General features: G+C 63.7%; 23 protein-coding genes and 4 pseudogenes. 10 read left to right on the top strand and 17 right to left on the bottom strand.

Features of this window, described 5'->3' with window-relative positions; genetic code table 11:
• The first annotated feature begins 359 nt into the window (after window positions 1-359).
• The 3 genes and pseudogenes from oxlT to JHW40_RS20700 all read left to right on the top strand — a co-directional run bounded on the left by oxlT (window position 360) and on the right by JHW40_RS20700 (window position 3,218).
• Window positions 360-1,691 carry an oxalate/formate MFS antiporter gene (oxlT, locus tag JHW40_RS20710; RefSeq protein WP_090611367.1) on the top strand — a complete coding sequence of 444 codons (1,332 nt, stop codon included), beginning with the start codon at window positions 360-362 and terminating at the stop codon, window positions 1,689-1,691.
• A 77-nt stretch (window positions 1,692-1,768) separates the two neighbouring features.
• Window positions 1,769-2,042, top strand: a pseudogene (locus tag JHW40_RS20705) (glycine cleavage T C-terminal barrel domain-containing protein); the annotation flags it as partial.
• Window positions 2,043-2,141: 99 nt separating this feature from the next.
• Complete coding sequence (locus JHW40_RS20700) at window positions 2,142-3,218, top strand: ABC transporter substrate-binding protein (protein WP_090611366.1); 1,077 nt, start codon at window positions 2,142-2,144, stop codon at window positions 3,216-3,218.
• 103 nt (window positions 3,219-3,321) lie between these two features.
• Here the strand turns inward: JHW40_RS20700 and JHW40_RS20695 are convergent, their stop codons facing one another.
• The 3 genes from JHW40_RS20695 to JHW40_RS20685 all read right to left on the bottom strand — a co-directional run bounded on the left by JHW40_RS20695 (window position 3,322) and on the right by JHW40_RS20685 (window position 6,439).
• Window positions 3,322-4,839, bottom strand: coding sequence for a sulfatase-like hydrolase/transferase (locus JHW40_RS20695; RefSeq protein ID WP_244519157.1), 1,518 nt, complete (start codon window positions 4,837-4,839; stop codon window positions 3,322-3,324).
• Between the two features lie 193 nt (window positions 4,840-5,032).
• Window positions 5,033-5,920: a YghX family hydrolase gene (gene yghX / locus JHW40_RS20690; RefSeq protein WP_090611364.1), complete on the bottom strand. Its 888-nt coding sequence runs from the start codon at window positions 5,918-5,920 to the stop codon at window positions 5,033-5,035.
• Window positions 5,921-6,010: 90 nt separating this feature from the next.
• On the bottom strand, window positions 6,011-6,439 hold the full coding sequence (locus JHW40_RS20685; protein ID WP_090611363.1) for a hypothetical protein: 429 nt from the start codon (window positions 6,437-6,439) through the stop codon (window positions 6,011-6,013).
• An 11-nt stretch (window positions 6,440-6,450) separates the two neighbouring features.
• Here JHW40_RS20685 and JHW40_RS20680 point away from each other — a divergent pair.
• Window positions 6,451-6,891, top strand: a pseudogene (locus JHW40_RS20680) (DDE-type integrase/transposase/recombinase); the annotation flags it as partial.
• Between the two features lie 67 nt (window positions 6,892-6,958).
• Window positions 6,959-7,237, top strand: coding sequence for a hypothetical protein (locus tag JHW40_RS20675; protein WP_272849132.1), 279 nt, complete (start codon window positions 6,959-6,961; stop codon window positions 7,235-7,237).
• A 352-nt stretch (window positions 7,238-7,589) separates the two neighbouring features.
• Here the strand turns inward: JHW40_RS20675 and JHW40_RS20670 are convergent, their stop codons facing one another.
• Genes JHW40_RS20670 through JHW40_RS20660 form a run of 3 tightly spaced genes read right to left on the bottom strand, consistent with a single transcriptional unit; the run spans window position 7,590 to window position 9,254 of the window.
• Entirely contained in the window at window positions 7,590-8,033 is a 444-nt protein-coding gene (locus JHW40_RS20670; RefSeq protein ID WP_090611361.1) for an SRPBCC family protein, read from the bottom strand.
• 37 nt (window positions 8,034-8,070) lie between these two features.
• Window positions 8,071-8,565 (bottom strand): VOC family protein, encoded by a 495-nt coding sequence (locus tag JHW40_RS20665; protein ID WP_090611360.1) that lies wholly within the window; start codon window positions 8,563-8,565, stop codon window positions 8,071-8,073.
• The gene (locus tag JHW40_RS20660) at window positions 8,562-9,254 is read right to left on the bottom strand and encodes a TetR/AcrR family transcriptional regulator (protein WP_090611359.1); all 693 of its coding nucleotides are present in this window, start codon (window positions 9,252-9,254) and stop codon (window positions 8,562-8,564) included. Before JHW40_RS20660 ends, JHW40_RS20665 begins: the two co-directional genes overlap by 4 nt.
• A 151-nt stretch (window positions 9,255-9,405) precedes the next feature.
• On the opposite strand from JHW40_RS20660, the gene JHW40_RS20655 reads away from it, so the two are divergent.
• The gene (locus JHW40_RS20655; RefSeq protein ID WP_090611464.1) at window positions 9,406-9,963 is read left to right on the top strand and encodes a DUF2585 domain-containing protein; all 558 of its coding nucleotides are present in this window, start codon (window positions 9,406-9,408) and stop codon (window positions 9,961-9,963) included.
• 126 nt (window positions 9,964-10,089) lie between these two features.
• Window positions 10,090-10,320, top strand: a pseudogene (locus JHW40_RS20650) (macrolide ABC transporter permease/ATP-binding protein MacB); the annotation flags it as partial.
• Window positions 10,321-10,506: 186 nt separating this feature from the next.
• On the opposite strand, the gene JHW40_RS20640 reads toward JHW40_RS20650, so the two are convergent.
• Window positions 10,507-11,475, bottom strand: coding sequence for a GlxA family transcriptional regulator (locus JHW40_RS20640; RefSeq protein WP_090611463.1), 969 nt, complete (start codon window positions 11,473-11,475; stop codon window positions 10,507-10,509).
• A 94-nt stretch (window positions 11,476-11,569) separates the two neighbouring features.
• On the opposite strand from JHW40_RS20640, the gene JHW40_RS20635 reads away from it, so the two are divergent.
• Window positions 11,570-12,112 carry a cysteine hydrolase family protein gene (locus JHW40_RS20635; protein WP_090611357.1) on the top strand — a complete coding sequence of 181 codons (543 nt, stop codon included), beginning with the start codon at window positions 11,570-11,572 and terminating at the stop codon, window positions 12,110-12,112.
• Between the two features lie 10 nt (window positions 12,113-12,122).
• Here the strand turns inward: JHW40_RS20635 and JHW40_RS20630 are convergent, their stop codons facing one another.
• The 10 genes and pseudogenes from JHW40_RS20630 to JHW40_RS20585 form a co-directional block, all read right to left on the bottom strand.
• Window positions 12,123-12,488 (bottom strand): 3'-5' exonuclease, encoded by a 366-nt coding sequence (locus JHW40_RS20630; protein WP_336390198.1) that lies wholly within the window; start codon window positions 12,486-12,488, stop codon window positions 12,123-12,125.
• A gap of 41 nt (window positions 12,489-12,529) precedes the next feature.
• A complete protein-coding gene (locus JHW40_RS20625) occupies window positions 12,530-13,462 on the bottom strand; it encodes an IS5-like element ISPpa3 family transposase (RefSeq protein WP_026155396.1) in 933 nt (310 codons plus the stop codon).
• Between the two features lie 53 nt (window positions 13,463-13,515).
• Window positions 13,516-13,821: pseudogene (locus JHW40_RS20620) on the bottom strand (3'-5' exonuclease); the annotation flags it as partial.
• Between the two features lie 198 nt (window positions 13,822-14,019).
• Window positions 14,020-14,391: a response regulator transcription factor gene (locus JHW40_RS20615; protein ID WP_090618088.1), complete on the bottom strand. Its 372-nt coding sequence runs from the start codon at window positions 14,389-14,391 to the stop codon at window positions 14,020-14,022.
• Window positions 14,391-14,888 (bottom strand): hypothetical protein, encoded by a 498-nt coding sequence (locus tag JHW40_RS20610; RefSeq protein WP_090618068.1) that lies wholly within the window; start codon window positions 14,886-14,888, stop codon window positions 14,391-14,393. Before JHW40_RS20610 ends, JHW40_RS20615 begins: the two co-directional genes overlap by 1 nt.
• Before the next feature lie 7 nt (window positions 14,889-14,895).
• A complete protein-coding gene (locus JHW40_RS20605) occupies window positions 14,896-16,707 on the bottom strand; it encodes a DUF294 nucleotidyltransferase-like domain-containing protein (protein WP_090618070.1) in 1,812 nt (603 codons plus the stop codon).
• A gap of 62 nt (window positions 16,708-16,769) precedes the next feature.
• Window positions 16,770-18,479, bottom strand: coding sequence for a cation acetate symporter (locus JHW40_RS20600; RefSeq protein ID WP_090618072.1), 1,710 nt, complete (start codon window positions 18,477-18,479; stop codon window positions 16,770-16,772).
• A 1-nt stretch (window position 18,480) separates the two neighbouring features.
• Window positions 18,481-18,783 (bottom strand): DUF485 domain-containing protein, encoded by a 303-nt coding sequence (locus tag JHW40_RS20595; RefSeq protein WP_090618074.1) that lies wholly within the window; start codon window positions 18,781-18,783, stop codon window positions 18,481-18,483.
• Between the two features lie 203 nt (window positions 18,784-18,986).
• The gene (gene acs / locus JHW40_RS20590) at window positions 18,987-20,942 is read right to left on the bottom strand and encodes an acetate--CoA ligase (RefSeq protein ID WP_272849026.1); all 1,956 of its coding nucleotides are present in this window, start codon (window positions 20,940-20,942) and stop codon (window positions 18,987-18,989) included.
• Window positions 20,943-21,289: 347 nt separating this feature from the next.
• The gene (locus JHW40_RS20585) at window positions 21,290-21,973 is read right to left on the bottom strand and encodes a GntR family transcriptional regulator (protein ID WP_090616438.1); all 684 of its coding nucleotides are present in this window, start codon (window positions 21,971-21,973) and stop codon (window positions 21,290-21,292) included.
• 132 nt (window positions 21,974-22,105) lie between these two features.
• On the opposite strand from JHW40_RS20585, the gene JHW40_RS20580 reads away from it, so the two are divergent.
• Entirely contained in the window at window positions 22,106-22,804 is a 699-nt protein-coding gene (locus JHW40_RS20580; RefSeq protein WP_090616442.1) for an aspartate/glutamate racemase family protein, read from the top strand.
• A 27-nt stretch (window positions 22,805-22,831) separates the two neighbouring features.
• Complete coding sequence (locus JHW40_RS20575) at window positions 22,832-24,184, top strand: NCS1 family transporter (protein WP_090616445.1); 1,353 nt, start codon at window positions 22,832-22,834, stop codon at window positions 24,182-24,184.
• The last annotated feature ends 154 nt before the right edge of the window (window positions 24,185-24,338 follow it).

Here is a 24,338-nt window from a genome sequence, read left to right as displayed (position 1 = left end):
GCCACAGGGCTGCGCCGAATCGCCTTTCGAGGCCTCTGAATCGTCGTTCACGCGCAGTTTTTCAGATTTTTTTTCTATACGCACCGAAACATCCACCTGCGACAATTTGTCCTTGTATTTGATAGCTCTGAGATCCCCTGAGGAACTCGGAGCAAAGGTCGTTTCCGATCCCGATTTCCGCCGATCCCCCCCTTCATAACCGATTCCTATCTTGCCATGTGGCATCCATTATACCAAGATGCCGGTGTTACATCTTCGTGAATGGGTAAGTGCCAGAGCGCCTCGTCGCTCTTTTAAGACAGTCGCTCTCGCGAAGGTGAAAACGGGGAATGTCCGCTCGAATGGAGGAGGGACGGTCAATGTCTGACACAACTGATGCATCTGCAGGGGGACAGGGGAACCCCCCAAATACTCGCTGGATTCAACTTGCGGTAGGCGTCGCCTGTATGGTCGCCGCCTCGAATATCCAGTACTCATGGACGCTTTTCGTCCCTGAAATTCAACAAGCTCATGGTTGGACGCGTGCCGCGATCCAAACCGCATTCACGATCTTCGTCGTCGTCCAGACCTGGGGCACACCCATCGTCGGGCATTTCGTCGATCGTCACGGCCCACGGGTGGTTGTCCTGATCGGCGGCCTTTTCGTCGGCCTGGCGTGGCTGGTCAATTCCTATGCCACATCTCTCAGCGGCTTCTATCTCGGCTCTGTCCTTGGCGGCATCGGTGTCGGCGCGGTTTACGCGACCTGCATCAACAATGCCCTCAAGTGGTTTCCGGATCGTCGTGGGCTTGCCGCCGGCCTGACCGCCGCCGGATACGGATCGGGCACGATCCTTACCATCATGCCAATCGCAAGCATGATCCACAACAGCGGCTATCAGCAGGCCTTCTTCACCTTCGGCCTGATTCAGGGCGCGGCGATCCTGCTTGTCGCGGGTTTCCTCAAGGCTCCGAAAGCGGGCGAAACCGTCTTTTCCGATCAGGTCGCGCAATCGCGCCGCGACTATACGCTCGGCGAGGCGCTGCGCACTCCGGTGTTCTGGGTCATGCTGGCGATGTTCACCGGCACGGTCACCGGCGGTCTGATGGCGGTCGCGCAGCTTGGCGTCATCGCGGAAGATCTGGGTGTCCGCGAAATGCCGGTCAACATGTACTTCTTCACCATGGCCGCACTGCCCATGGCGCTGATGATGGACCGGGTCATGAACGGCATCTCTCGACCGCTGTTCGGCTGGATCTCGGACCATATCGGCCGCGAAAAGACGATGTTCATCGCCTTCTCGATCGAGGGTCTTGGCATCCTCGCGCTTGGCACCTTCGGGCACAACCCATGGGCGTTCGTGATCCTGTCGGGCATCGTGTTCCTGGCCTGGGGTGAGGTGTACAGCCTGTTCAGCGCCACGGCAGGCGATGCCTTCGGCACCAAGCATATCGGCAAGATCTATGGCGTGCTCTACTGCGCCAAGGGCATGGCCGCCCTGCTGGTTCCGATCGGCAACCTGATCATGGAAGCGACGGGCACCTGGGCAACCGTCCTTTACATGATGGCTGCAATGGACATCTCTGCCGCGCTTGCCGCCATCTTCATCCTGCGACCGCTGATGAAAAAGCATCACGCTCAGAACGGGGTGGTGCTGGACGACCGAGGCAAGGTCGTGGTCGAAGACGGGCTGATACCCGCACAACGCTAGCGGCGTTGTCCTGAAGCCTGACCCGGGGTGACCAACAAGGTCGCCCCGGGTTTTCGTTTTTGCCGGCAAGTGATGTCCATTCCGGCCATGATATCACCGACGAGGATCATGTGCTGGAAGCCGGGCCTGGTTTCGCGATGAAAACGATCAGGGGCGATTTCACCGGGCAATTATGGGCGCATGCTTGGCGCAGCGGTCGGTCTGGGCTATGTTGATTGCCAGCAAGCGGGAGAACCTCCCGAGGCGATGCTGGCCTGCGATTACGCCATAGAGGTGGCCGGGCGGATTGTTCCCGCAGATGCCAGCCTGAAGCCTCTTTACGATCCGGGATCGGCAAGAATCAGGGCCTGACAGAACCAGCCGGGCGGCTGTCGGTATCAACAGCCATCCGGCACCGACAAAAGACGCGGATCAACCGCGCCATCCGACCTTATCCAATGGGAGAGAATCATGCGTAACATTTTACTGATATCCGCGGCCTTTCTGGGCGGGGCCCTTGGCGCCTCGGCGCAACAGCTGAACGTCCTGTCCTATGGCGGCGCCTTCGAGGCCAGCCAGGTCAAGGCCTATAATGAACCCTTTGCCCAGAAGACCGGGATGCGGGTCAACATGATGGCGGCGGATGACCCCGGCGCGGTGATCAAGGCGCAGGCCGAGGCCGGGAACGTCAGTGTCGATGTCGTCGATCTGGCGACCTCGGACGTGGTGCGGTTGTGCGACGAGGGGATCCTGATGGAGATCGACCCCGCGATCCTGCCTGCCGGCGATGACGGCACCCCGGCCGAAGAGGATTTCTTCGACGGTGCATTGGTTGAATGCGGCGTCGCCAATATCCTGTGGGGCAATGTCATCGGCTATGATACCCGGCAGTTCGGCGACAACCCTCCGACCAAGGCCGCCGATTTCTTCGATCTTGAGACCTATCCCGGCAAGCGCAGCCTGCCCCGGCTGGCCCGGCGCACGCTTTATCTTGCGTTGATCGCCGACGGGGCCAGCCCGGACGAGATCTATGACCTGCTGGCCACGCCCGAAGGCGTCGATCGCGCCTTCGCCAAGCTGGACACCATCAAGCGCGACGTGGTCTGGTGGGAGGCCGGCGCGCAACCGGTGCAACTGCTGGCGGACGGCGAGGTGGCGATGGCGACGGCCTATAACGGTCGGCTGTTCGATGCGATGGTCTCCGATGGCCAGGCCATCGAGATCATCTGGGACGCGCAATATATGGAGATGGACCTGTTCGCGATTCCCAAGGACGCGCCCAATCCAGAGGCCGCGATGGAATATCTGCTCTTTGCCACCGACACGCAGCGGCTGGCGGATCAGGCGCGCTATATCGCCTATGGCCCGGCGCGAAAATCCTCTGCCGCGCTGGTCGGGCTGTTTCAGGACGGTGAAACGGAAATGGCCCCGCATATGCCGACGAACCCCGACAACATGAACAATGCGGTGATGGATGATCCCGAATTCTGGGCCGATAACGAAAACCAGCTGAACGAGCGTTTCAACAGCTGGCTGGCCTCGAACTGACCGCTTGGCTGCTGTCCGTCAGGTGATGACGGGCAGCAGCACATGCTCGGCCCTGATTGGCGGCGGGCTGGAAGATCGTTCACGCCGTTGGCTTTGCCCGGGATTATCCGGGGGTTTCCGGCGTGCTGAAACCCTGCAGGATCAGGTCGCGCATCCGGTCCATCGGGATTGCGGGGCTGTCATCCGCCGGAATCAGGCCGGGCGTGAACCCCCACCCGGCGCTGCGCCGGACAAGGGCCACGGGCCCGATCACATGCATGGGAACATCGCGCCCGCCATCGGGCGCAAGGCGCTGCGTGGTCTGATGATCACCCAGCACGATGATCAGCGGCACCTCATCCGCGTGGCGCAGCGCATAACCCGTCACCGCCTTCAAGGCATAGTCGATGGCCATGCGGTAATGCCGGCGGATGTTGTCGCGGTCGCGCCAGACCTCTTGCAGGCTTTCCCCCGCGACGGCCATATCGGAAAAGACCGAGCCATCTCCGACCTCGTCCCAGTCGATCAGGTGCGGCACCGGCACCCAGGGCGCATGCGATGAGATCAGGGCGATCTGCGCAAACAGCGGCAGCCCGTCCTCCTGCCGCAACAGCCGGTCGGCGGCGGCCAGCGTGAACTGGTCGGGCATGGTGACCCAGTTGAAGGGCAACCCGCGATAGCCCAGATCCGGCGCGGTCAGGATGTGGTCGAAACCCATATGCGCGGCCTCTGGCCATGGGCGGGTGATGGCAGGCATGACGGCGGCGGTGCGAAAGCCTTCGCGCCGCGCGTAGTGAAACAGTCCCTGCCGCCCGCTGGTCAGGACGGCCTGATAATGCGACTGGTCCGCGATCCACAGACCAGAGGCGAAACTCGCATGCGCCAACCAGCTTTGCCCGCCCTGCGTGGGTGAGGTCAGAAACCCAGAGCGCATGGCCAGTCCCGCCTGTGCCAGTTCGGATTCGGCGCGGCGAAGGGTGGCCAGATGCGTTTCGGCATAGAACGGCGTCGTGAAACTGGTCCGCCCATAGCTTTCCACGAAGATCACCAGCACATCGCGGTCGATGGCCCCCAACAGCCCCTGCCGTCCCGCCATCGGATCCCCCGCCGCCCGGAAGTCGCGTTGCGCGGCAAGAGTTCCGGCGGCAATTCCGGCACGCTCGACAACGTAATGCGCAGTCTCGGGGCGCGGGGTCATGGCCGGCCACAGGGCCAGACCGATGGCCATGACAAGGATGATGCGTGCCCGCCGTCCGATGGCCGGTTGGGTCCATGGACCGGTCGCCCACCAAAGCGCGCCAGAAATGCCCAATGTCGCGATGAATGTGGCAAGGATGGCGCCGAACACCGCAAATGGGCCGAAGGTGCCACCGACCAGCCGCAGCCCGGCATCCGCAAGTGAAAGATCGGCGGCGATATTGAAGGGCCGACCCAGGGACGACACCATGATCAGATCGGCGATCTTCTGTCCCGCCAGCAGCAACAGCCCAGCCGCCACGGGCAGGCGGGCAATGCCGCCACCCAGAACCAGTAAAAGCAGCAGGACCGGCAGTTCCGGCGTCGGGCGGATCAAGCTGCCCGGCACCATCAGCACAAGCTGGAACACCAGCGCCGAGACAACCAGCGGCAGGGCGTTACGCATCGTCACGACCGGCGCGTCCAGCGGATATACCGCGTGAAGGACAGGACCACCGCCGGACAGGGTGGCTGTACAGGCAGGACATGATCGGGGGCCGTCATCGCAAGAATGCTACGCCAGGATCGCGACCAGTCAAGCACCGCGTCTGCGCCCTTGGTGCATGAACGCCCCGTCGTGAGCCATTCCGGCAAAACCCTCAGGTCAGGTATCGGTTGAACCAGTCGAGGGTCCGCTGCCAGGCCAGTTCCGCCGCTTCCTCGTCATAACGCGGGGTGGAATCGTTGTGGAAACCGTGGTTGGTGCCGGGATAGATATGCGCCTCATAGGTCTTGCCATGCTCTTGCAGCGCCGCCTCATAGGCGGGCCAGCCTGCGTTGACGTTCTCGTCATGCTCGGCGAATTGCAGCAGCAGCGGGGCGTTGATCTTCGGCACATCCTCGACCGGCGCCTGCCGGCCATAAAAGGGCACCGCCGCGGCAAGCTCGGGATAGGCCACGGCGGCCGCGTTCGACACCCCGCCGCCATAGCAGAAGCCGGTGATGCCGATCTTGTCGGTGGTCATGTCGCTGGCCAGCAGCCATTCGATGGCGGCAAAGAAATCGTTCATCAGCAAGGCCGGATCGACCTGCTGCTGCAACTCCCTGCCCTTGTCGTCATTGCCCGGATAGCCGCCCTGTGATGTCAGCCCGTCCGGCGCCAGCGCCACGAAACCTGCCTTGGCCACGCGCCGGGCGACATCCTCGATATAGGGGTTGAGGCCACGATTCTCATGCACCACGACCACGCCCGGCGCCGGTGCGGTCGCATCCGAGGGCCGCACCAGATAGCCGCGCACCTCTTCATGTCCGTTGGGCGAGGGATAGGTGATGTATTCCGCAACGATATCGGGGTCGGTAAAGGCGATCTGCTGGGCCAGCGCGTAATTCGGGCGCAACATCCCCAGCAGCGCCGTCGCCGTCAGTCCGCCCACCGCGAACTTGCCCGCACGATCAAGGAACTCGCGCTTGGTGATGCGGCCATGAGCATAGAAATCGTAAAGCTCCAGCAGTTCCTGCGGAAAATCCTTTGCGGTCAATCTGGTCATCGGCTGTCTCCCTGTTGTTCGGCGGCTCGCTTAAGTCTGCCACAGATCCCCCCGCTGAAAGCGATCATCATGTCGTGATCGCGCGCCTGTTCATCCCTTCAGCACAGTCAGATAACGCAGATCGCACCCGGCGCGGCCCGTGGCCAGCACATCGAGATCGGCGGGACCGAAGGCCAGCCCGAACCCCAGCGCCGGGGTGGCATCACCTTGCGCCCACTGCCTCAGCAGATGCCGGTTCAGCCCCGCCGAGGGCGTCGGGTCGCTGACCGGCACAACCGGATGCGCCGCGCCCGACCACAGCAGCGCCTGCAATGACTGGTCGAGCAGCCCGGGACAGCCGGTGAAGGGCTGGATCGCCTCCAGTCCGGCAAAGCTGGCCGGGCCTTCGCACAGCCGCGTCAGCAATGGGCCGAAGATGCGGACACCGCCATTCACGTCGTGGAAGGCGCGGAAGGCGGCGCCTCCGGGTTCGCTCATGCAATGGATGGCGGCGATGAAATCCGCGATGGCTGCGCGCACCCCTCGTCTCACTCGCTGAGGCCATCGACCTCTTTTCGCGGCGTGGCGTCGGCTGGTCGATGCAGAGCAGGCAAACGACAGATGTCGTCTTGCAGGCCTTGCTCATGGCGGTCTGGCGGTGCAAGCCGAAAAAAAGGTTCTGATCCGATCAAGGTAGCCAGTTCACCAGCATGGACTGGGCTGCGTTCCTGCGCGCCCACAATCTTGAGCATTTGATGAGCCGTCACGGCAACTGTCACGACAGCGCCGTCGCCGAAATCCTCTTCAACCTGATCAAGCGCGAACGGATTCGGCGCAGAACCTGCCGGACACGGGCATATTCAAAGCAGGACATGTTCGATGACATCGAGATGTTCTACAACCCGGTGCGCCTTTTGTCTGCGGACCTTGCAAGACGCTGTATAACCGGTTTCCCGAAGGACGGTAGCGTCCGCAGGCAATCGGGCGCATGAAGGGGTGCTAGGGAAGCAGAAACCGTCCAGTGGACGGTTTCGCCCGGGAGCGAATGCCAGGTTGCGCATGCTCGGCGGCGACAAAGGGCGACTGCTGGACTTCTTTCTCTTCCCCGGCCACATGGCTGACAGCGGCGGCGCCCTCGTGCTGCTGTGCCATCTGCCGAAAGTGAAACGCTTCTCGGGTAACAAGACTTATGATGCCGACTGGCTGCGCGACGACCTCAAGGACCGCGGCATCCGCCCCTGCATACCACCCGAGGCAAGAAGCGCAGAAAACCCGCCAGATACAGCAAGCGCCCTTGTCGCAAGCGCGACCGCATCGAGAATGCCTTCGGTCGCATGAAGGACGGGTGTGGGGTCGCGACCCGCTATGAGCGATGCGGCGGCAATTTCCTCAACGCCGTCATCCTGGCTGCGATCATCATCTTCTGCTTGTGAAACTTGTACCTGCATCGCCAAACACCGCCATACCCGGCCGGTCAGTTGACTCTGCTGGATATTGGTGACGTCACCCTCGGGCTTCCACGCGCGGCTCGGCGCCCGGCCAACACCCGCGCGATCCATAGCTGGATGTCGGTCACAACCATAGGCAGCGTTAAGGCCAACGACTGGAGTTGCGGCACCCACCGCGTCAGCCGGGATATCCCCGAGAGCAGGCTGGCCTGCCCCGCGAAGCGGTCGCGGAAGCTCTCTCGCTACTGTTTGATCTCGGGTTCGACGAGTTTCGCCAGCTTGCGCAGGGAGTCCTGCCAGCCAAGATAACAAGCCTCGCGCGGGATCACGTCGGGAATGCCCCGCTGCTCTATGCTGATTTCGGTGCCCACGGATACGGCCCGAAGCGTCACCGTGACCTGCATCTCTCCGGGCAGGTTGGGGTCGTCGAAGCTGTCGGTATAGACAAGCCGTTCGCCCGGCACGAATTCCAGATAGGTGCCGCCGAAGGAATGGCTGTCGCCGGTGGTGAAATTCCTGAATGACATCCGGTGCCTGCCACCCTTTTTGGCGTCCAGTTCGTGAACCGTGCACAGAAAGCCATAGGGCGGCAGCCAGCTTGCGATTGCGTCGGGCTCGACGAAAGCGCGAAAGACCTTCTCTGGTCTGGTGGCCAGAATACGGTGTAACGTGATGGCGCCTGGCATGATCGTTTCCTGTCCCGTTGAATGGTCAGAGCATCGGTTATCCTTCGGCCTGTGATCCTTGCGCCGCGGCTTCGATCCGGGCGATGTCGATCTTGCGCATCGTCATCATCGCCGCCATGGCGCGTCCGGCCTTGTCGCGGTCGGCGCCGGTGGTCAGTTCCATCAGCCGCTTCGGCGTGATCTGCCAGGAATGACCCCAGCGATCCTTGCACCAGCCGCAGTCGCTTTCCTTGCCGCCATTGCCGACGATCGCGTTCCAATAGCGGTCGGTTTCCTCCTGATCGCCGGTCAGCACCATGAAGCTGACGGCCTCGTTCGGCGTAAAGACGGGGCCGCCATTCAGGCCCAGGAACGCCCGCCCCAGCACGGTGAATTCGACGGTCAGCTCATTGCCCTTTTTGCCGCCGGGATAATCGGACGGGGATGCGTTCACGCGGTCCACGTGGCTGTCGGGAAAGGTGGCGGCATAGAATTCGGCCGCCTTGCTTGCTTCGCCGTGGTCGAACCACAGGCAGGTCACGAGATTGGTCATATCCGTTCTCCTTGAGCTTTCTTGTGCGATTGCGCCGCGTTAGCGTGCGTCGGCGAAGGATCCGGTCCGCAAGGGGCCGCAAACAGCAGTTCGATATAGCGGCGCAGATGATCGACGCTGTCGCGTGCGATCGCGCGGTCCCCGGTGGCCTTTGCCAGAATGAACGCGCCCTGCAACACGGCCTGACTGTGCGCGGCAAGGCTGGCCGGGGTCCAGTCCGCCGTGATCCCGCGTGCCTCGATCGCCGCCGCTATATCGGGTTCCAGCGTTGCGGCATGGCCGAAGATGCTGGCGGCGCAGGCGTCGCGGATCGCGGGCGACGAGCCATAGACCTCTTGCGTCATGGTCCCGACCAGACAGGTGAAGTCGGCAAGATCGCCGTCGATGATGTCCTTGCGGAATTCGACATAGCCGATCAGCCGCTCCAGCGGGTCCGCATGATGGTGATAGGGCGCCCCCGCGAAAAGCGCCGAAGTCGTCTCGGCCCAATAACCAGCGGCGGCGATGCCAAGCGCCTCCTTGTTGTCGAAGTGGTGGAAGAATGCGCCCTTGGTGACGCCGGCGGCCTTGCAAAGCTGGTCCACCGTCGTCGCCGCAAAGCCCTGCGCCCGGATCACGTCACGCGCGGCCTCCAGCAGTCTGGTCCGGGCGTCGCCGCGTTCAGGATGATATTTGGTCGGTCTTGGCATGAAGGAATATTACCAACCAGTCGGTATGTATGTCAAGGCGGTTTGTCCGGTCCCCCCCGGCCCCGTTTGCTCGAAAGCACTGGCGGAAGCGGTCGGCAATCCGCTATCCCTGCGCCAATATGGATCGACCAACGCAAAGCGACCAAGGCTGATGATACGGCGTTTCACCCCTTATATCCTTGTGACCCTGATCGTTCTTGGCGCCGCGCTGTGGCTGCTTGCGGCGGGGCGAGAGCCGATCTGCACCTGCGGTCATGTCAAGCTGTGGCACGGCCAGACCATGAGTTCGGAAAACTCGCAGCATATCGCGGACTGGTACACGCCCTCGCATCTGCTGCACGGGATCCTCTTTTACGCGCTGCTTTGGCTGATCGCGCGACGGGTGCCCTTTGGCTGGCGGCTGGTCATCGCCACGCTGATCGAGGCGGCATGGGAGATCGTCGAGAACTCGGACCGGATCATCGAGCGTTATCGCGCGGTCACCATCTCGCTGGATTACTTTGGCGACAGCGTGGTGAATTCGGTGGCCGACATTCTGGCGATGATCGCGGGTTTCTGGCTGGCGCGGGTACTGCCGGTCTGGGTCTCTGTCGCGCTGGTTCTGGGGTTCGAGCTGCTGACCATATGGATCATCCGCGACGGGCTGGCGCTGAACGTGCTGATGCTGCTGTGGCCGCTGGACGCGATCCGCGACTGGCAGGCGGGCTAGCGCAAGCCCCCGCCCTCCGCGCCGCCAGCTGCCTGCGGTCGTCGAGGCTGGACAGCAGCACCGACACCGCAATGCCGACCGCCGCGCCCAGCAGGGTATCCAGCACCCGTTCGGGCGCCATTTCGGGGCCGGCAGCAGCGGATTTCGGACGCGCGGGGGCTGATGAATGGTGGCGACGTGATCCTGGCGGATGAACCCACCGGCGCGCTGGACAGCAAAAACAGCGCCGAGCGGATCGACCTGCTTCTGGATCTGAACAGGCAGGGCCACACCATCATCATCGTCACCCACGACCCAAAGGTCGCGGCCCGTGCCCACCGCACCATCAAGATCAGCGACGGCACCATCATCGCCGACAGCGGCTGCCACCCAGACCATGACGCTGCTGGTGGGCGGGAACGGGATGGTGAACTTCTTGTTGGTTTCGGTCACGGAACGCACCCGGGAAATCGGCGGACGCATCGCCTTCGGCTTCCTGCCCGCCCGTTCGGCCGCGCAGCTTGATCCGGTGGAGGCGCTCAGCCGGGATTGCGGCGGCTCGGTTCAGGTGTGAAACCGCTGGCGATATTCCCCCGGCGGCAGGCCGACGATGCGCAGGAAAACCTTGCGAAAGGCGCCCGGGTCGGAATAGCCGACCTGCCATGCGATCCGCTCGATGGGTTGCTGGCCGAATTGCAGCAGTTCCTGCGCCCTGGCCACCCGCAGGCGTTGGGCATAATCGGTCGCGGTCAATCCGGTCGCCTTCTGGAAACGGCGCAGGAAGGTGCGTTCCTCCAGCCCCGCCGCTGCCGCAAGGGCGGACAGTCGGGCCTTCTTGCCCTCATTGGCCTGAAGCAGATGCTGCGCCTTCAGGATCGCGGCATCGCCATGGTTCAGGCGCGGCACGAAACCGCTGTAATATCGCTGCTCCCGCCCCGGCGGATCGACCAGCAGCATCCGCGCGGTTTCGGCCATCGCGACGGGGCCAAGGAAACGCTCGACCAGCTTCAACCCCAGATCGGTCCATGACATCAGCCCGCCCGCCGAAATGATGTCGCCGCCGTCGATGATCAGCCGATCGGTATCCACCCGCGCCTCGGGAAAGCGGTCCCGCAGCAGTTGCGCATGGGTCCAGTGGGCCGTCACCACACGCCCCGCCAGCAGGCCGGTTTCGCCCAGCAGGAAGGCCCCGGCGCAGACCGACGCCAGCACCGCCCCCTCGACATGACGATCCGCCAGCCAGGCTGCCAGCGGGGCAGCGGCGCCGGGGCTGATCGGCGGCTCCAGCGTTGGCGGCAGGATCAGCACATCGCAGCGCGTGCCCTGCCCACCCGGCTGCGGATCGCTGTCGAAAACGACTTCTGGCGCATCCGTCCCGCTGGCCTGCCAGTGAAGGATGCGCAATCCCGGGCCGCAACCCTGACCCGGATGGTTGAAGCGGGTCGCGATGCGGAACAGATCGGTCAGCCCCAGCACCGCCGAAAGCTGCGCGCCGGGATAAAGCAGGATGCCGATCCGCGCTTCATTGTCCATATCGCCCCGGATTCTGTCGGTTTCGCCAGTGGTCGCCACTGTTGCCGAAGGTCATGCTCAACGCAACCGGCAACGCCCATCGAAAGGACACAGCATGTCGAACCGCGCCATCCTCGTCGTCGATCTTCAGAACGAATACTGGCCCACCGGAAACTTCCCGCTGGTTGGGATCGAGGCTGCCGCCGCCAATGCCGCCCGGGTCATTACCCACGCCCGCGACAAGGGCGATCTGGTCGTCAATATCCGCCACGAGATGCCGGGCGGGCCGATCTTCATGCCGGGCAGCGATGGCGCGCAGATCAACGCAGCGGTGCAGCCCGGCGCTGATGAGCCGGTGATCACCAAGAACTTCCCCAACTCGTTCCGCGAAACCGGGCTGGACGATCTGCTGAGGGAAAACGGCATCGAGGACGTCGTGGTCATCGGCGCCATGAGCCATATGTGCGTCGATGCCACCACCCGGGCGGCCAACGATCTGGGTTACCGGACCGTCACCGTCCATGATGCCTGCGCAACCCGCGATCTGGAATTCGGCGGCGTGACCACGGCCGCGCCACAGGTCCACGCCGCCTTCATGGCCGCGCTGGCCTTCCTTTATGGCGAAGTGATCGGCACCGACGAGTTGCTGGCGCGCTGATCCGTGAGGGTCAGTCCCCCGTATCAGGCTTGCGCGCTTCTGCTGCGCGGTTGTTTGCGTCTTCGATCAGGCGGCGGTGGCGGCGTGCTTCTGTCAGGATATCCTCGAACCGTTCCAGTCCCTTGGCCTCCAGCGCGGCGATCAGCCGCAGATAGGCCTCGGCGGTGGCCAGCGTGTCGCCCATCGCGGTGTGGCGGTCGCCCTCGGGGATGACGATGCCCAGACGCTCGGTCAGCGCGTCCAGCGAATGCGGCGCCGATTGCCCCCACAGCATCGCCGACAGCAGCACTGTGTCCAGCACGCGATTGTCGAAATGGGCCCCGGTCTCAAGCGCGGCATTGCGCAGGAAGCCCATGTCGAAGGGGCGTTGTTGCAGAAGTCAGTGTGTGAGCGCAGTTTTCCCTTTCCGCGTTGAGTTCATGCCACGCGTTTGATCTCGGCGGATCCGAGGGCATTGAAGCGGTTCATGAGGGCGATGCGGATATGGATTTCGGCGGTCTGGCGGTCCGGGTCTCGTGATGAGATGCGTTCACCGAAGGCCTTGAGGCAGCGCATCCTTGCCTCGATCCTGCTTCGGACGTGATAACCTGACCAGCGCTTCCATATGGCCCTGCCCAAGCGCTGGGTTGCCCGGAGGATCTCGTTGCGCGCCCTGGCTGCGGGGCAATCCTCCTTCCAGAGACGGCCATTCCTCCGGATCGGGATGATAGCGGTGCCGCCTCGATCCAGGATCGCGGTGTGGCAGCGTCGGGTGTCAAAGGCACCGTCGCCGGTGACGGTGCCGATCTGTTCATCCTCTGGGATCTGGTTGAGCAGGTCGGGCAGAACAGGGCTGTCGCCTTCACGGCTTGAGGTGAATTCGACGGCGCGGATGTCACCTGTAGCCGTGTCCATCGCCAGATGAACCTTACGATATTGGCGTCGGCGATGCGGGCCATGCTTGCGGGCAAGCCATTCCCCATCACCAAGAAACTTGATCCCGGTGCTGTCCACCAGCAGGTTCAGCGGCCCCGGCGCACGGCGGCTCGTGATCTGAACCGTGATGCGCTTCTGCCTGCGGCTCAGGGTCGAGAAATCGGGCACCCGCCAGTCGAGCCCGGCCATCGAAAGGATGCTCGCCACCATCCCTGTCGTTTGCCGGAGAGGCAGGCCGAACAGAACCTTCACCATCAAGCAGAACTGGATCGCGGCATCAGAGAAGACCGGCGGCCGACCATTGCATCCGGATTTGGGTGCGCGCCAAACCATGTCCTTGTCCAGCCAGATCAGAAGGGACCCGCGCCGCTTCAAGGCATCGTTGTAGGACTTCCAGTTCATCGTGCGGTAGCGGGTGGGCTCAGGCTTGCTCATACTCGCCCCTTAGCCCACTGGATTCGCAGTGTGAATCCCTCAGAAAACGGAGTTCTGCAACAACGCCTGTCGAAGGGCGCGTTATGGGCCACCAGCACCGTATCCTCGGCAAAGTGGCGAAAGGCGGTCATGTCGGGGGCGCCCGCGACCATCGCATCGGTGACGCCATGCACGGCGGTCGAAGAGGCCGGGATCGGGCAGCCCGGATTGACCAGCGTCTCGAACCGCTCTCCGGTCAGGCGGCCACGGGCGATGCGGACCCCGGCGATCTGCACGATCCGGTCCGAGGGATCGAGGCCGGTGGTCTCGGTATCGAAGACCACGCAGGTCAGGTCGGCCAGCCGGGTCGAGGCGGCCTCGCGCCGCGATCAGCGCCGCCAGAACCAGCGCGTCCAGCACCAGCGCATCCGGCACCGCGCCCGACATCGCACCGGTATCGGCCCCCTGCCCGGTCAGCCGCCGGCCGGCCACCCACAGCGCCAGCACCAGAAAGCCCAGCACCGCCGCCGCCAGTCCCGCAAAGATCAGCAGGATCCGCAGCCGCAGCGCCAGCCGCGTCAGCATGGCCCCTCCAGCAGCCGCGTCAGCTCGGCGCGCAGCTCGGACAGCTCGAACGGCTTGGCGATGAAGCCATCCGCCCCCAGCGCCAGCCCCTTGCGCCGCTCGACCACCGAGCCGCGGGCGGTCATCATCACCACCCGCACATCGCCAAGCCCGAGATCGGCCCGCACATCCTGCACGATCTGATAGCCCGAGACATCGGGCAGCATCACATCCAGCAGCACCAGATCGGGATGCAGGGCGCGGATCCGCTCGACCGCGCCCGCGCCGGTATCCATGCGGTCATGCTCGTGCCCCTCGCGCGTCAGCAGGAACTCCAGCGCGGTGGCGATATTGTCCTCGTCCTCGATCACCAGAATCGATGCCATCAATCCCCCCCTTCGCAGACGGCGGCAAAGGCCGGGTCCTGCGGGCCAGACGGCGCCCAGTCGCTGCGCGGCATGCGGATCAGGCCCTTGTCGCAATCGAAATCCTGCGGCACCACCAGCGCCGGGCCGCGCCGCTCGATCAGCATGATCTCGGCCCGGCGGGTGCCCCCGGTGGTGCCGGAAACCGTGGCCGGGTCCAGCACGGCAAAGCGCGTCTCGACCGGGAACAGATAGGTCCAGGGCGCCCAGGGCAGGCGGTCATGGCCGACGACCAGCACCTGCGCGCCTGCCGGCAGCCGCGATTTCGCCCGCCCGGACCAGGCGTAATCGTTCCACACCGAATAGACGACCATCGACAGGCCGATGCCGGCGGGCAGCAGCCAGCGCGCCGGGGCCATCCCCAGTTTGCGCAGCAGGTGCATCGCGGCATAGATGACCGCCGCCGCACCCACGCCGACGGCGATGACCCCCAGAAGTTCGACCCCGACACCCGTCATATGCGCCTCATCCCAGCATTCCCTTACCATGCCCTATTGCGGATTGCATGCCGCGCACCACCACGAAAGCGTCGCGCAGATGGCTGCGTTCGAAATCGGGCAGGCCGGCAGGCGACAGAAAGTTGTCGGGGCGCTGCCCGGCCCGGATCTGTTCGGCCTGATTTTCCAGCCGCGCCGTCTGGATCAGGTCATAGGCGGCGATCAGATCCTGCCCGCCCCGCTCCGACACGATGCCGCGCGCCGCGGCCTCGGTCAGCCGCGCGCGGGTGTTGACCGGGCGCAGCCGCCCCTGCAACGCATGGATCCGGGCCAGATCGATCACCGGCACCACGCCGTTATGCTTCATGTCGATGCGGTGGCGGTTCTCGCCCGAGCGGATGGTGGCAAAGCCGCCGATCAGCCCCAGCGGCGGCCGGTGTTTCAGCGCGTTCGAGGTCAGGTTGTACAGGAAAATGGTATTGTCCGCCGCCAGTTCCAGCGTCTCGGCCTGCAAACCCTCCAGCAGCGCGGCATCGCCGCCGATCGCCCGCAGGTCGAACATGACCGAGGCCAGCATCTGCGCCTGCGGATCGGGATGGTCGATCCAGTCGCGGAAATAGCCGCGCCAGACCTGCCGGGGCTGGCGCCAGCGCGGATTGGTCGCCATCATGTCGCCGGGGCAATAGACATAGCCGCATTCGTTCAGCCCGTCGCAGACGAAACGCGCCAGTCCGGCAAACCACGGATCGGCGGGATCGCAGCCGTCTTCCAGGATCAGGCAATTGTCCTGATCGGTCTGGCCGGTCTGTTCCTGCCGCCCCTGACTGCCGCAGGCCGCCCACAGCCAGCGGCCCGGCGCCGGACCCAGCCGGGCCCCGGCCATGGCCAGCAGCCGGCGGGTCACCGCATCGGCGATATCGGTGATCATCCGGGTGACGATCTCGTGGCGGTGATTGCCGCCGACCAGCTGCACCAGCAAATCCGGAATCCGGGCGGTGCTGCGCGCCATGTCGGCCACGCTGTCGGCACGGGCAATGTCATGGATCAGCGCCGAAGAGGAAATCGCCTGCACCCGCGTCAGATCGGTCTGGCTGACCATGCCGATGAAACGCCCGCCATCGACCACCGGCAGATGGCCGATGCCCCGTTCCAGCATGATGTTCAGCACGTCATAGCCCAGCTGGTCCGGCGACAGCGTGATCGGGTCGGGGGTCATCACCGCGCTGACCGCGATGGCGGGATCGCGCCCCTCGGCCACGATCCGGTTCGACATGTCGCGGATGGTGACCAGCCCCAGCAGCCGCCCGTCCCCGACCACGCCGATGCTGCTGGCATGGGCGTCGCGCATGGCGCGGGCGGCCGCCAGCACCGGCGTGTCGGGGGGGCAGCTCAGCGCGTCCCGCCGCCCGATCAGATCGCCCACCTTCAGCACCGCCAGATCATTCTGGCGCGGACTGGACAGGCCGCCCCGGTCGAAGAACCGCGCCACCGAACGATAACTGCCGATCAGCCGCATCAGCTCGGCATGCGGCAGCATCAGCACCGTCGCCTCCCCGATGGCCGTCGCGGTGGTCACCGCCACCCCCTCGCGCAGCAACCCGCGTTCGCCAAAGGAATTGCGCGGGCCCAGTTCCGACACGCTGTCACCGGCGGCGTCAGAGATCCGGACCGCCCCGCTCTCGATCAGATGGATCCCCGGCAGCTTTTCGCCATGGCGATAGATCACGTCGCCCGCCCTGTATTGCCTGCGGCCGAAGGAACCGGCGACACGCGCCAGCTCGTCCCGCGGCAGGCTGTCATAGGGGTGAACCGTCGCGAGAAATGCACTGATACCGGTCATGGCCCATGCCCCGTGGCAGAAAAAATAACCGCGCCCCCGGAACAGGGGCGCGGTACATGGAATCAGTGGGACGAGGCTGTCGATGCCCCGATCCCGGTTTCCGAACGCACCTGCTGCGCCAGGAAGCCGGCACGGTCGATGCGCGCACGCTGGCTGTTGTCCACTTTCGAGACCAGCCAGATCCCCAGGAAAGCCAGCGTCATCGAGAACAGCGCCGGCGAGGTATAGGGGAAGGGCGCCGAACCAGCCGGATTACCCAGCGTGGCTTCCCACACCGAAGGCGACAGCACCGTCAGCGCCACCGAGGAGATCAGCCCCAGGAAACCGCCGGCAACTGCGCCGCGGGTCGTGCAGTCCTTCCACAGAACCGACATGAACAGCACCGGGAAGTTGGCCGAGGCCGCGACGGCGAAGGCCAGCGACACCATGAAGGCGATGTTCTGGTTCTTGAAGGCGATGCCCAGCACGACGGCAATCACCCCCAGCGCGATGGTCGTGATCCGCGAGACACGCAATTCGCTGCCCGGCTCGGGATTGCCCTTCTTGACCACGGTCGCATAAAGGTCATGGCTGACCGCCGAGGCCCCCGACAGCGTCAGACCCGCCACCACCGCAAGGATGGTCGCGAAGGCCACCGCCGACATGAAGCCCAGGAAGATGTTGCCGCCGACCGCCTGGGCCAGATGCACCGCCGCCATGTTGTTGCCACCGATCAGGCCGCCCTCGGCGTCCAGGAAGTCGGGATTCGTCAGCACGAAGGTGATCGCACCAAAGCCGATGATGAAGGTCAGCAGGTAGAAATAGCCGATCCAGCCCGTCGCCCACATCACCGACTTGCGCGCTTCCTTGGCGCTGGGAACGGTGAAGAAGCGCATCAGGATATGCGGCAGGCCCGCGGTACCGAACATCAGCGCCATGCCGAAGCTGATGGCCGAGATCGGGTCCTTGATGAAGGTGCCCGGCCCCATGATCGACTGGCCGACACTTGCGGCGGCATCGGGATCGGTACCGCCGGCAGTGGCGATGTCGGTCTTGATCCGGACCGCGTCGGCGAACATCGCCTCGGGGCTGAAGCCATAGGTCCACATCACCATCAGCGCCATGAACGAGGCGCCGCCAAGCAGCAGGCAGGCCTTGATGATCTGCACCCAGGTCGTCGCCGTCATGCCGCCGAACAGCACATAGATCATCATCAGCGCGCCCACGATCACCACGGCGATCCAGTAATCCAGACCGAACAGCAGCTGGATCAGTGCGCCCGCACCGACCATCTGCGCGATCAGATAGAAGGCGACGACAACCAGCGTGCCCGAGGCGGCGAAGATGCGCACCGGGGTCTGGGCAAAGCGGAAGGACGCCACATCGGCAAAGGTGAACTTGCCCAGGTTGCGCAGCCGCTCGGCCATCAGGAAGGTCAGGATCGGCCAGCCGACCAGAAAGCCGATGGAATAGATCAGCCCGTCATAGCCCGAGATCATCACCGCCGCCGAGATCCCCAGAAAGGACGCCGCCGACATATAGTCCCCGGCAATGGCCAGACCGTTCTGAAAGCCGGTGATCCCACCCCCGGCAGTATAGAAATCCGACGCCGACTTGGTTTTCGACGCCGCCCATTTGGTGATGAACAGCGTGGCGACGACGAAGATCGCGAACATGCCGATCGCGGTCCAGTTCGTCGCCTGCTTCTCTCCGCCCTGAATCGCATCGGCGGCCAGCGCCGCGCCCGGCAGCGCCAGCAAAAGCGCGCCTGCGCCTGTCAACTTGCGTATCATCTCAGCGCCCCCGCTTGATCTGTTCGGTCAGTTCGTCGAACTCCCGGTTGGCCCGGCGGACATAGATGCCGGTAACGATGATGGTGAAGATGATCACCCCAAAGCCGATCGGGATCCCCCAGGTCATCACGCCGTCGCCGATTCTGGCGGCCAGCAGCTCCTTGTTGAAGGCGATCAGCAGGATGTATCCGTAATAGACCACCAGCATGGCCAGGGTCAGCGTCCAGCCGAAACTCGTTCGCTTTGCCTTCAGCTTCTGATAGGTCGGATTTGCGGCAATCCGTTCAGCTAATGTCTCTTCCATCGGTCTGGCACCTCCACTGCCATGTCCTGTCGGATCGCCCGCCTCCTCATGGAAAATCGGCAAGCGATATCGTCGTACGGTTATCGGGTGGGACGGGCCTGTCATCGTCCAAGCCGGGACCGTGCTGCGGGTGAAGCGCCACCCGCAGGAATGATGTCCGGGAAAAACCGGCAGTCTGCCCGCCGGTCCTGTTCCCCGCGTTTTTATTCGCGGTTCATCCGGTTGTTGATGAGGTCGTCGACGACCTCGGGTTCGGCCAGGGTCGAGGTATCGCCGAGGCTGCCATAGTCGTTCTCGGCGATCTTGCGCAGGATCCGGCGCATGATCTTGCCCGAACGCGTCTTCGGCATCCCCGGCGCCCACTGGATCAGGTCCGGGCGCGCGATCGGGCCGATCTCGGTACGCACCCATTTCTCCAGCTCGGCGCGCAGATCCTCCGAAGGATCCACCCCGTTCATCAGCGTCACATAGGCATAGATGCCCTGACCCTTGACCGGATGCGGGTAACCCACAACCGCCGCCTCGGCCACCTTCGCATGCGCCACAAGCGCCGATTCGACCTCGGCCGTGCCCATCCGGTGGCCGGACACGTTGATCACGTCATCCACCCGCCCGGTGATCCAGTAATAGCCGTCCTCGTCGCGGCGGCAGCCGTCGCCGGTGAAGTAATAGCCGGGATATTGCTGGAAATAGGTCTCTTCGAACCGCTGGTGATCGCCCCAGATGGTGCGCATCTGGCCGGGCCAGCTGTCGGCGATGCACAGCACCCCCTCGGCCGGGTCGCCCTCGATCAGCTTCGCCGTTTCGGCCTCCAGCACCGCCGGGCGGATGCCGAAGAAGGGCAGCGTCGCCGAACCCGGCTTGGTCTCGATCGCCCCGGGCAAAGGCGTGATCAGATGGCCGCCGGTCTCGGTCTGCCACCAGGTGTCCACGATCGGGCAGCGGCCCTTGCCGATATTGCGGTCATACCAGTTCCAGGCCTCGGGGTTGATCGGCTCGCCCACCGTGCCCAGCAGGCGCAGGCTGGACAGGTCGTGGCCCTCGATGAATTCGGTGCCCTTGCCCATCAGCGTGCGGATCGCCGTCGGCGCGGTATAGAACTGCGTCACCTTGTGCTTGGCGCAGACCTGCCAGAAGCGGCCGGCATCGGGGAAGGTCGGCACGCCTTCGAACATCAGCGTGGTGGCGCCATTGGCCAGCGGGCCATAGATGATATAGCTGTGGCCGGTCACCCAGCCCACATCCGCCGTGCACCAGAAGACGTCGCCATCGTGGTAATCGAAGGTGTATTGATGCGTCATCGCGGCATAGACCAGATAGCCGCCGGTGGTATGGACCACCCCCTTCGGCTTGCCGGTGGACCCCGAGGTATAGAGGATGAACAGCGGGTCCTCGGCCCCCACCGGGCGCGGCGGGCAGTCGGGGCTGGCGGTCTCCATCAGCGCCTTCACATCGACATCGCGGCCCTCGACCCAGGTGGTCTGGTCGCCGGTATGCTTGACCACCAGGCAGCGCACCCTGTCCGAGCAATGCAGCAGCGCCGCATCGGCATTCGATTTCAGCGCCGTGCGCCGCCCGCCGCGCGGCGCGGTATCAGAGGTGATGACCAGTTTCGCGCCGCAATCGTTGATCCGGTTGGCCAGCGCATCGGGCGAGAACCCCGCAAAGACAATGGAATGGATCGCCCCGATCCGGGCGCAGGCCAGCATCGCATAGGCGGCCTCGGGGATCATCGGCAGATAGATCACCACCCGGTCGCCGCGCATCACCCCCTGAGACAGCAGCACATTGGCAAAGCGGTTCACCTTGTCGGACAGCTCCGCATAGGTGATGTGCTGCGCCGGATCCTTCGGGTCGTCGGGCTCGAAGATGATCGCGGTCTGGTTGGCGCGCGCCGGCAGATGCCGGTCCACGCAGTTGACGCAGGCGTTCAGCACCCCGTCGCCGTACCACTTGATGCTGACCTTGCCGAAGGTGAAATCGGTCTCTTTCACCTTGCTGTAGGGTTCGATCCAGTCCAGCCGCCGCCCTTCACGCCCCCAGAACCCCTCGGGATCCGACATCGATTCGGCATAAAGCCGCCCATAATCCTCAGGACCAACATGCGCTGACCCAAAACCAGCAGGAATCCCGTGCTTTTCAACGATTTCAGTGCTCATGGCTCCCCCTCACAACAATTATCCCCCTGCAGCCAACCCAAAGATCACCCAAGGACGAGGACCCTGAAAAAGTGTGGTGCAGATGGGCCTCCGCAAGTGTTAAGCACAATTCGCAATCTATGTTAAGTCTTTTTTAAATAAGGAAAAATTTGTAAAATCATTAACAGATAAATGTCGATATTTGTAAATTTATTTACACGTCGTCGGCCACGCCGCTTGCCATCCTTGTGAGTACCGAATTGGCGACAAAGGCTATCATCATCAGAGAGGCCCGCAGCGACCTCCGTCGCGACCCGCGCCACGTCACTGCGCAGCGGCCACTCAGATGGCGGCCTGTTGCAACCCACTTATCGTCCTGACGCCCCGAAAAGCTGGTCCTTCAGGCTGACGGATGAGACCGGCGGAAGATCGAAATCCAGCTCTGCCTCCAGATGGCGCAGGTGCTCGTCGGTCAGCCGCAGCAGCAGCTCGGCGTCGCGTGCCATCAGCGCATCGACGATGCCCACATGGTCGTCGCAATTGGAGCATGAATGCCCCTCTTTCGAATACATGCCCAGAATCAGCGTGCTGCGCATCGTCAGTTCGGCCAGAAAGCGCTCCAGGATGCGATTGCCGGAAAGCCGGGCAAGATACATGTGGAACTGCTGGGACAGGCGCAGCTCGGTCGGCTTGTCCCTCAGCGTCCGCGCCTCGGTCTCGGCGGCGATGTTGCGGCGAAGGCAGGTGATGTCGTCATCGCTGACCCGCGTCACCGCCTGACGGGCGATGGTCCGCTCGATCGCGCGGCGCGCCTGAAAGATCTCGCGCGCCTCCTGACCGGAGGGGGCGATGACGAAGGCGCCGCGATTGGGCCGCAACTCGACGACATGCTTTGCGGCCAGCGAGGCAAGCGCGCGGCGGACATTGGCACGGTTGCACTGGAACAGATCGCTCAGCGCCTGTTCGCCCAGTTTCGCGCCGGCAGGCAGGCGCTGTTCGGAAATCGCGTTCAGGACGGCGGTGACAATCTGGTTTTCCGGCTGGGCGTCCATCTGCGTTCGTTTCTTTCTGAGCAACCATCGGAAATTACAGGCAAGTCCGGAATGAAACAAGCATCCCACAAAATCCGTTGACTTGACGACATTGTTTGTTAACAATCTTTGTTAACAAACATGGAGGTAGTGGTGGATATTCTGGTCGTCAACCCGAACTCGACCCGGTCGATGACCGACAAGATCGTCGAGGCCGCCCGCGCGGTCGCCAGCCCGGGCACAGTGATCCACGGCGCCACGGCGGCAGGCGCTCCGGCCAGTATCGAGGGGCATTACGACGAGGCGATGTCCCTGCCCGGCCTGATGGCGCGGGTGCGCGAGGCCGAGGCGAACGGGATCGACGGCATCGTCGTGGCCTGTTTCGACGATCCGGGAATCGCCGCCTGCCGTGAACTGGCCAGCGGCCCGGTGCTGGGCATCTGCGAGGCGGCGGTGAAGGCGGCCAGCATGCTGGCGACCTCGTTTTCGGTCGTGACCACGCTGCCCCGCTCGATCCCGGTGATCGAGCATCTGATCCACGGCTATGGCCTGTCGCATCAATGCCGCCGCGTCCGGGCGGCTTCGATCCCGGTGCTGGCACTGGAACAGCCCGGTTCGGATGCACGGATCAAGGTGCGTGATGAAATCCTGCGCGCCATCGAGGAAGATCGCTGCGAAGCCGTTGTTCTGGGCTGCGCGGGCATGGCCGATCTGACAGCCTGGCTCAGCAGGGAAACCGGCATCCCGGTCATCGACGGCGTCAGCGTGGCGACGCGCATGATCGAGGCGCTGGCCGGCGCCGGTCTCAGGACCAGCAAGATCAACGGCTACGCCTTTCCCAACGAAAAATAGGGAAACGCACAGGGAGGAGGACTGACAATGACAACACAAGAGGTGGCGCCCGACAGCGCCGTGATCGAACACAAGGCGGTGGGTGAGGAAAGCCTTGCCCCGCAGGAGGTCCGGATCATGGACCCCTGGTCATACCTGTTCGCCTGGCTGGGCGGATGCGTGTCGATCGGAACCTTCACCGTCGGCTCGGGTCTGGTGGGCACGCTGAACCTGCTCCAGACCTTCGTGGCCATCGCCATCGGCTGCACCGTCATCGGCGTGGCGCTGATGATCAACGGGCAGGCCGGGCACAAATACGGCATTCCCTTCATGGTGCAGGCAAGGTCCGCCTTCGGCTTTACCGGCACACGGATTCCGGCGCTGGTGCGGTCGGTTCCGGCGATCGTCTGGTTCGGCTTTCAAAGCTGGATCGGCGCCGGGGCGCTGAACCTCGTTTCGGACACGCTGTTCGGCTATTCCAATATCTGGGTGTTCTTCATCGGCTTCCAGTTTCTTCAGATCGGCCTGTCGGTGCTGGGCTTTCACGGCATCAAATGGCTGGAAAACATCGGCTCGGTCTTCATCATCTTCTCGCTGATCTACATGTTCTTCAGCGTCATCAGCAAATACGGTGCCGAGATCAGCGCCAACCTGATCAATGTCGAAGGCACCTGGGGCGCGCCGTTCTGGGGTGGCACGATGCTGTTTCTGGGCATCTATTCGACGATGATGCTGAACGTCTCGGACTATTCGCGAGAGTTGCGCAGGAATGTCGGACCGGTCAGGCAGGTGGCGATCTATGCCAACTCGATCCTGCCGGCGACGCTGTTCATGGGCATGATCGGGCTGATGGTGTCCAGCGCCACGGGCGAGGTCGATCCGATCAAGGTCTTTTCCAGCGCGGTGGACAACAAGCTGCTGCTGGTGGTGACGCTGCTGTTCATCGCCTTCGCGCAGGTGACGACGAACATCCTGAACAATGTCGTGCCGCCCGCCTATGCGCTGATGGATGTGTTCAAGATCAACTTCAAGACCTCGGCGGTGATCGTCGGGCTGCTGGCCTTCGGCACCTTCCCCTGGGAACTGGTCAAGGATGAATCCGCAGCCGGGCTGAGCCTGTTCATCCGCACCTATTCGGCCTTCCTCGGCCCGATCTTCGCGATCCTGGTGGTGGATTACTTCGTGCTGCGCAAGCAGGAACTGAACATCGACAAGCTCTATGATCCCGAAGGCCCCTACAAGGGCGTCAACATGGCCGCCGTCATCGCCATGGGGGTGGGCATCGTCTTCGCGCTGATCTTCTCGGGCATCTCGTGGTATGCAAGCCTGCTGCCGTCGGGGATCCTCTATTATCTGCTGATGAAGCACCTGCCGTCAGCACAGCGTTTCCGCGAGAACTGAACCATGACACATATCGCCAAAAACGCCCGCCGCTGGTCCGGGCGGGCGGGCCGGCCGGCCGTGAATCGAAGAAGGATGGCAATTGTAAAGAAAATGTGAAAGCTTCGGCCTTGCAGGCGCGTTTCGTGCCGAGTCGAAGCCTTCGGCGCCCGAT

The organism is Paracoccus alcaliphilus, assembly GCF_028553725.1.
GTDB classification, from domain to species: domain Bacteria; phylum Pseudomonadota; class Alphaproteobacteria; order Rhodobacterales; family Rhodobacteraceae; genus Paracoccus; species Paracoccus alcaliphilus.
Note: the sequence above shows the minus strand (reverse complement) of the source record. Positions and strands in the feature narration are given on the sequence as shown.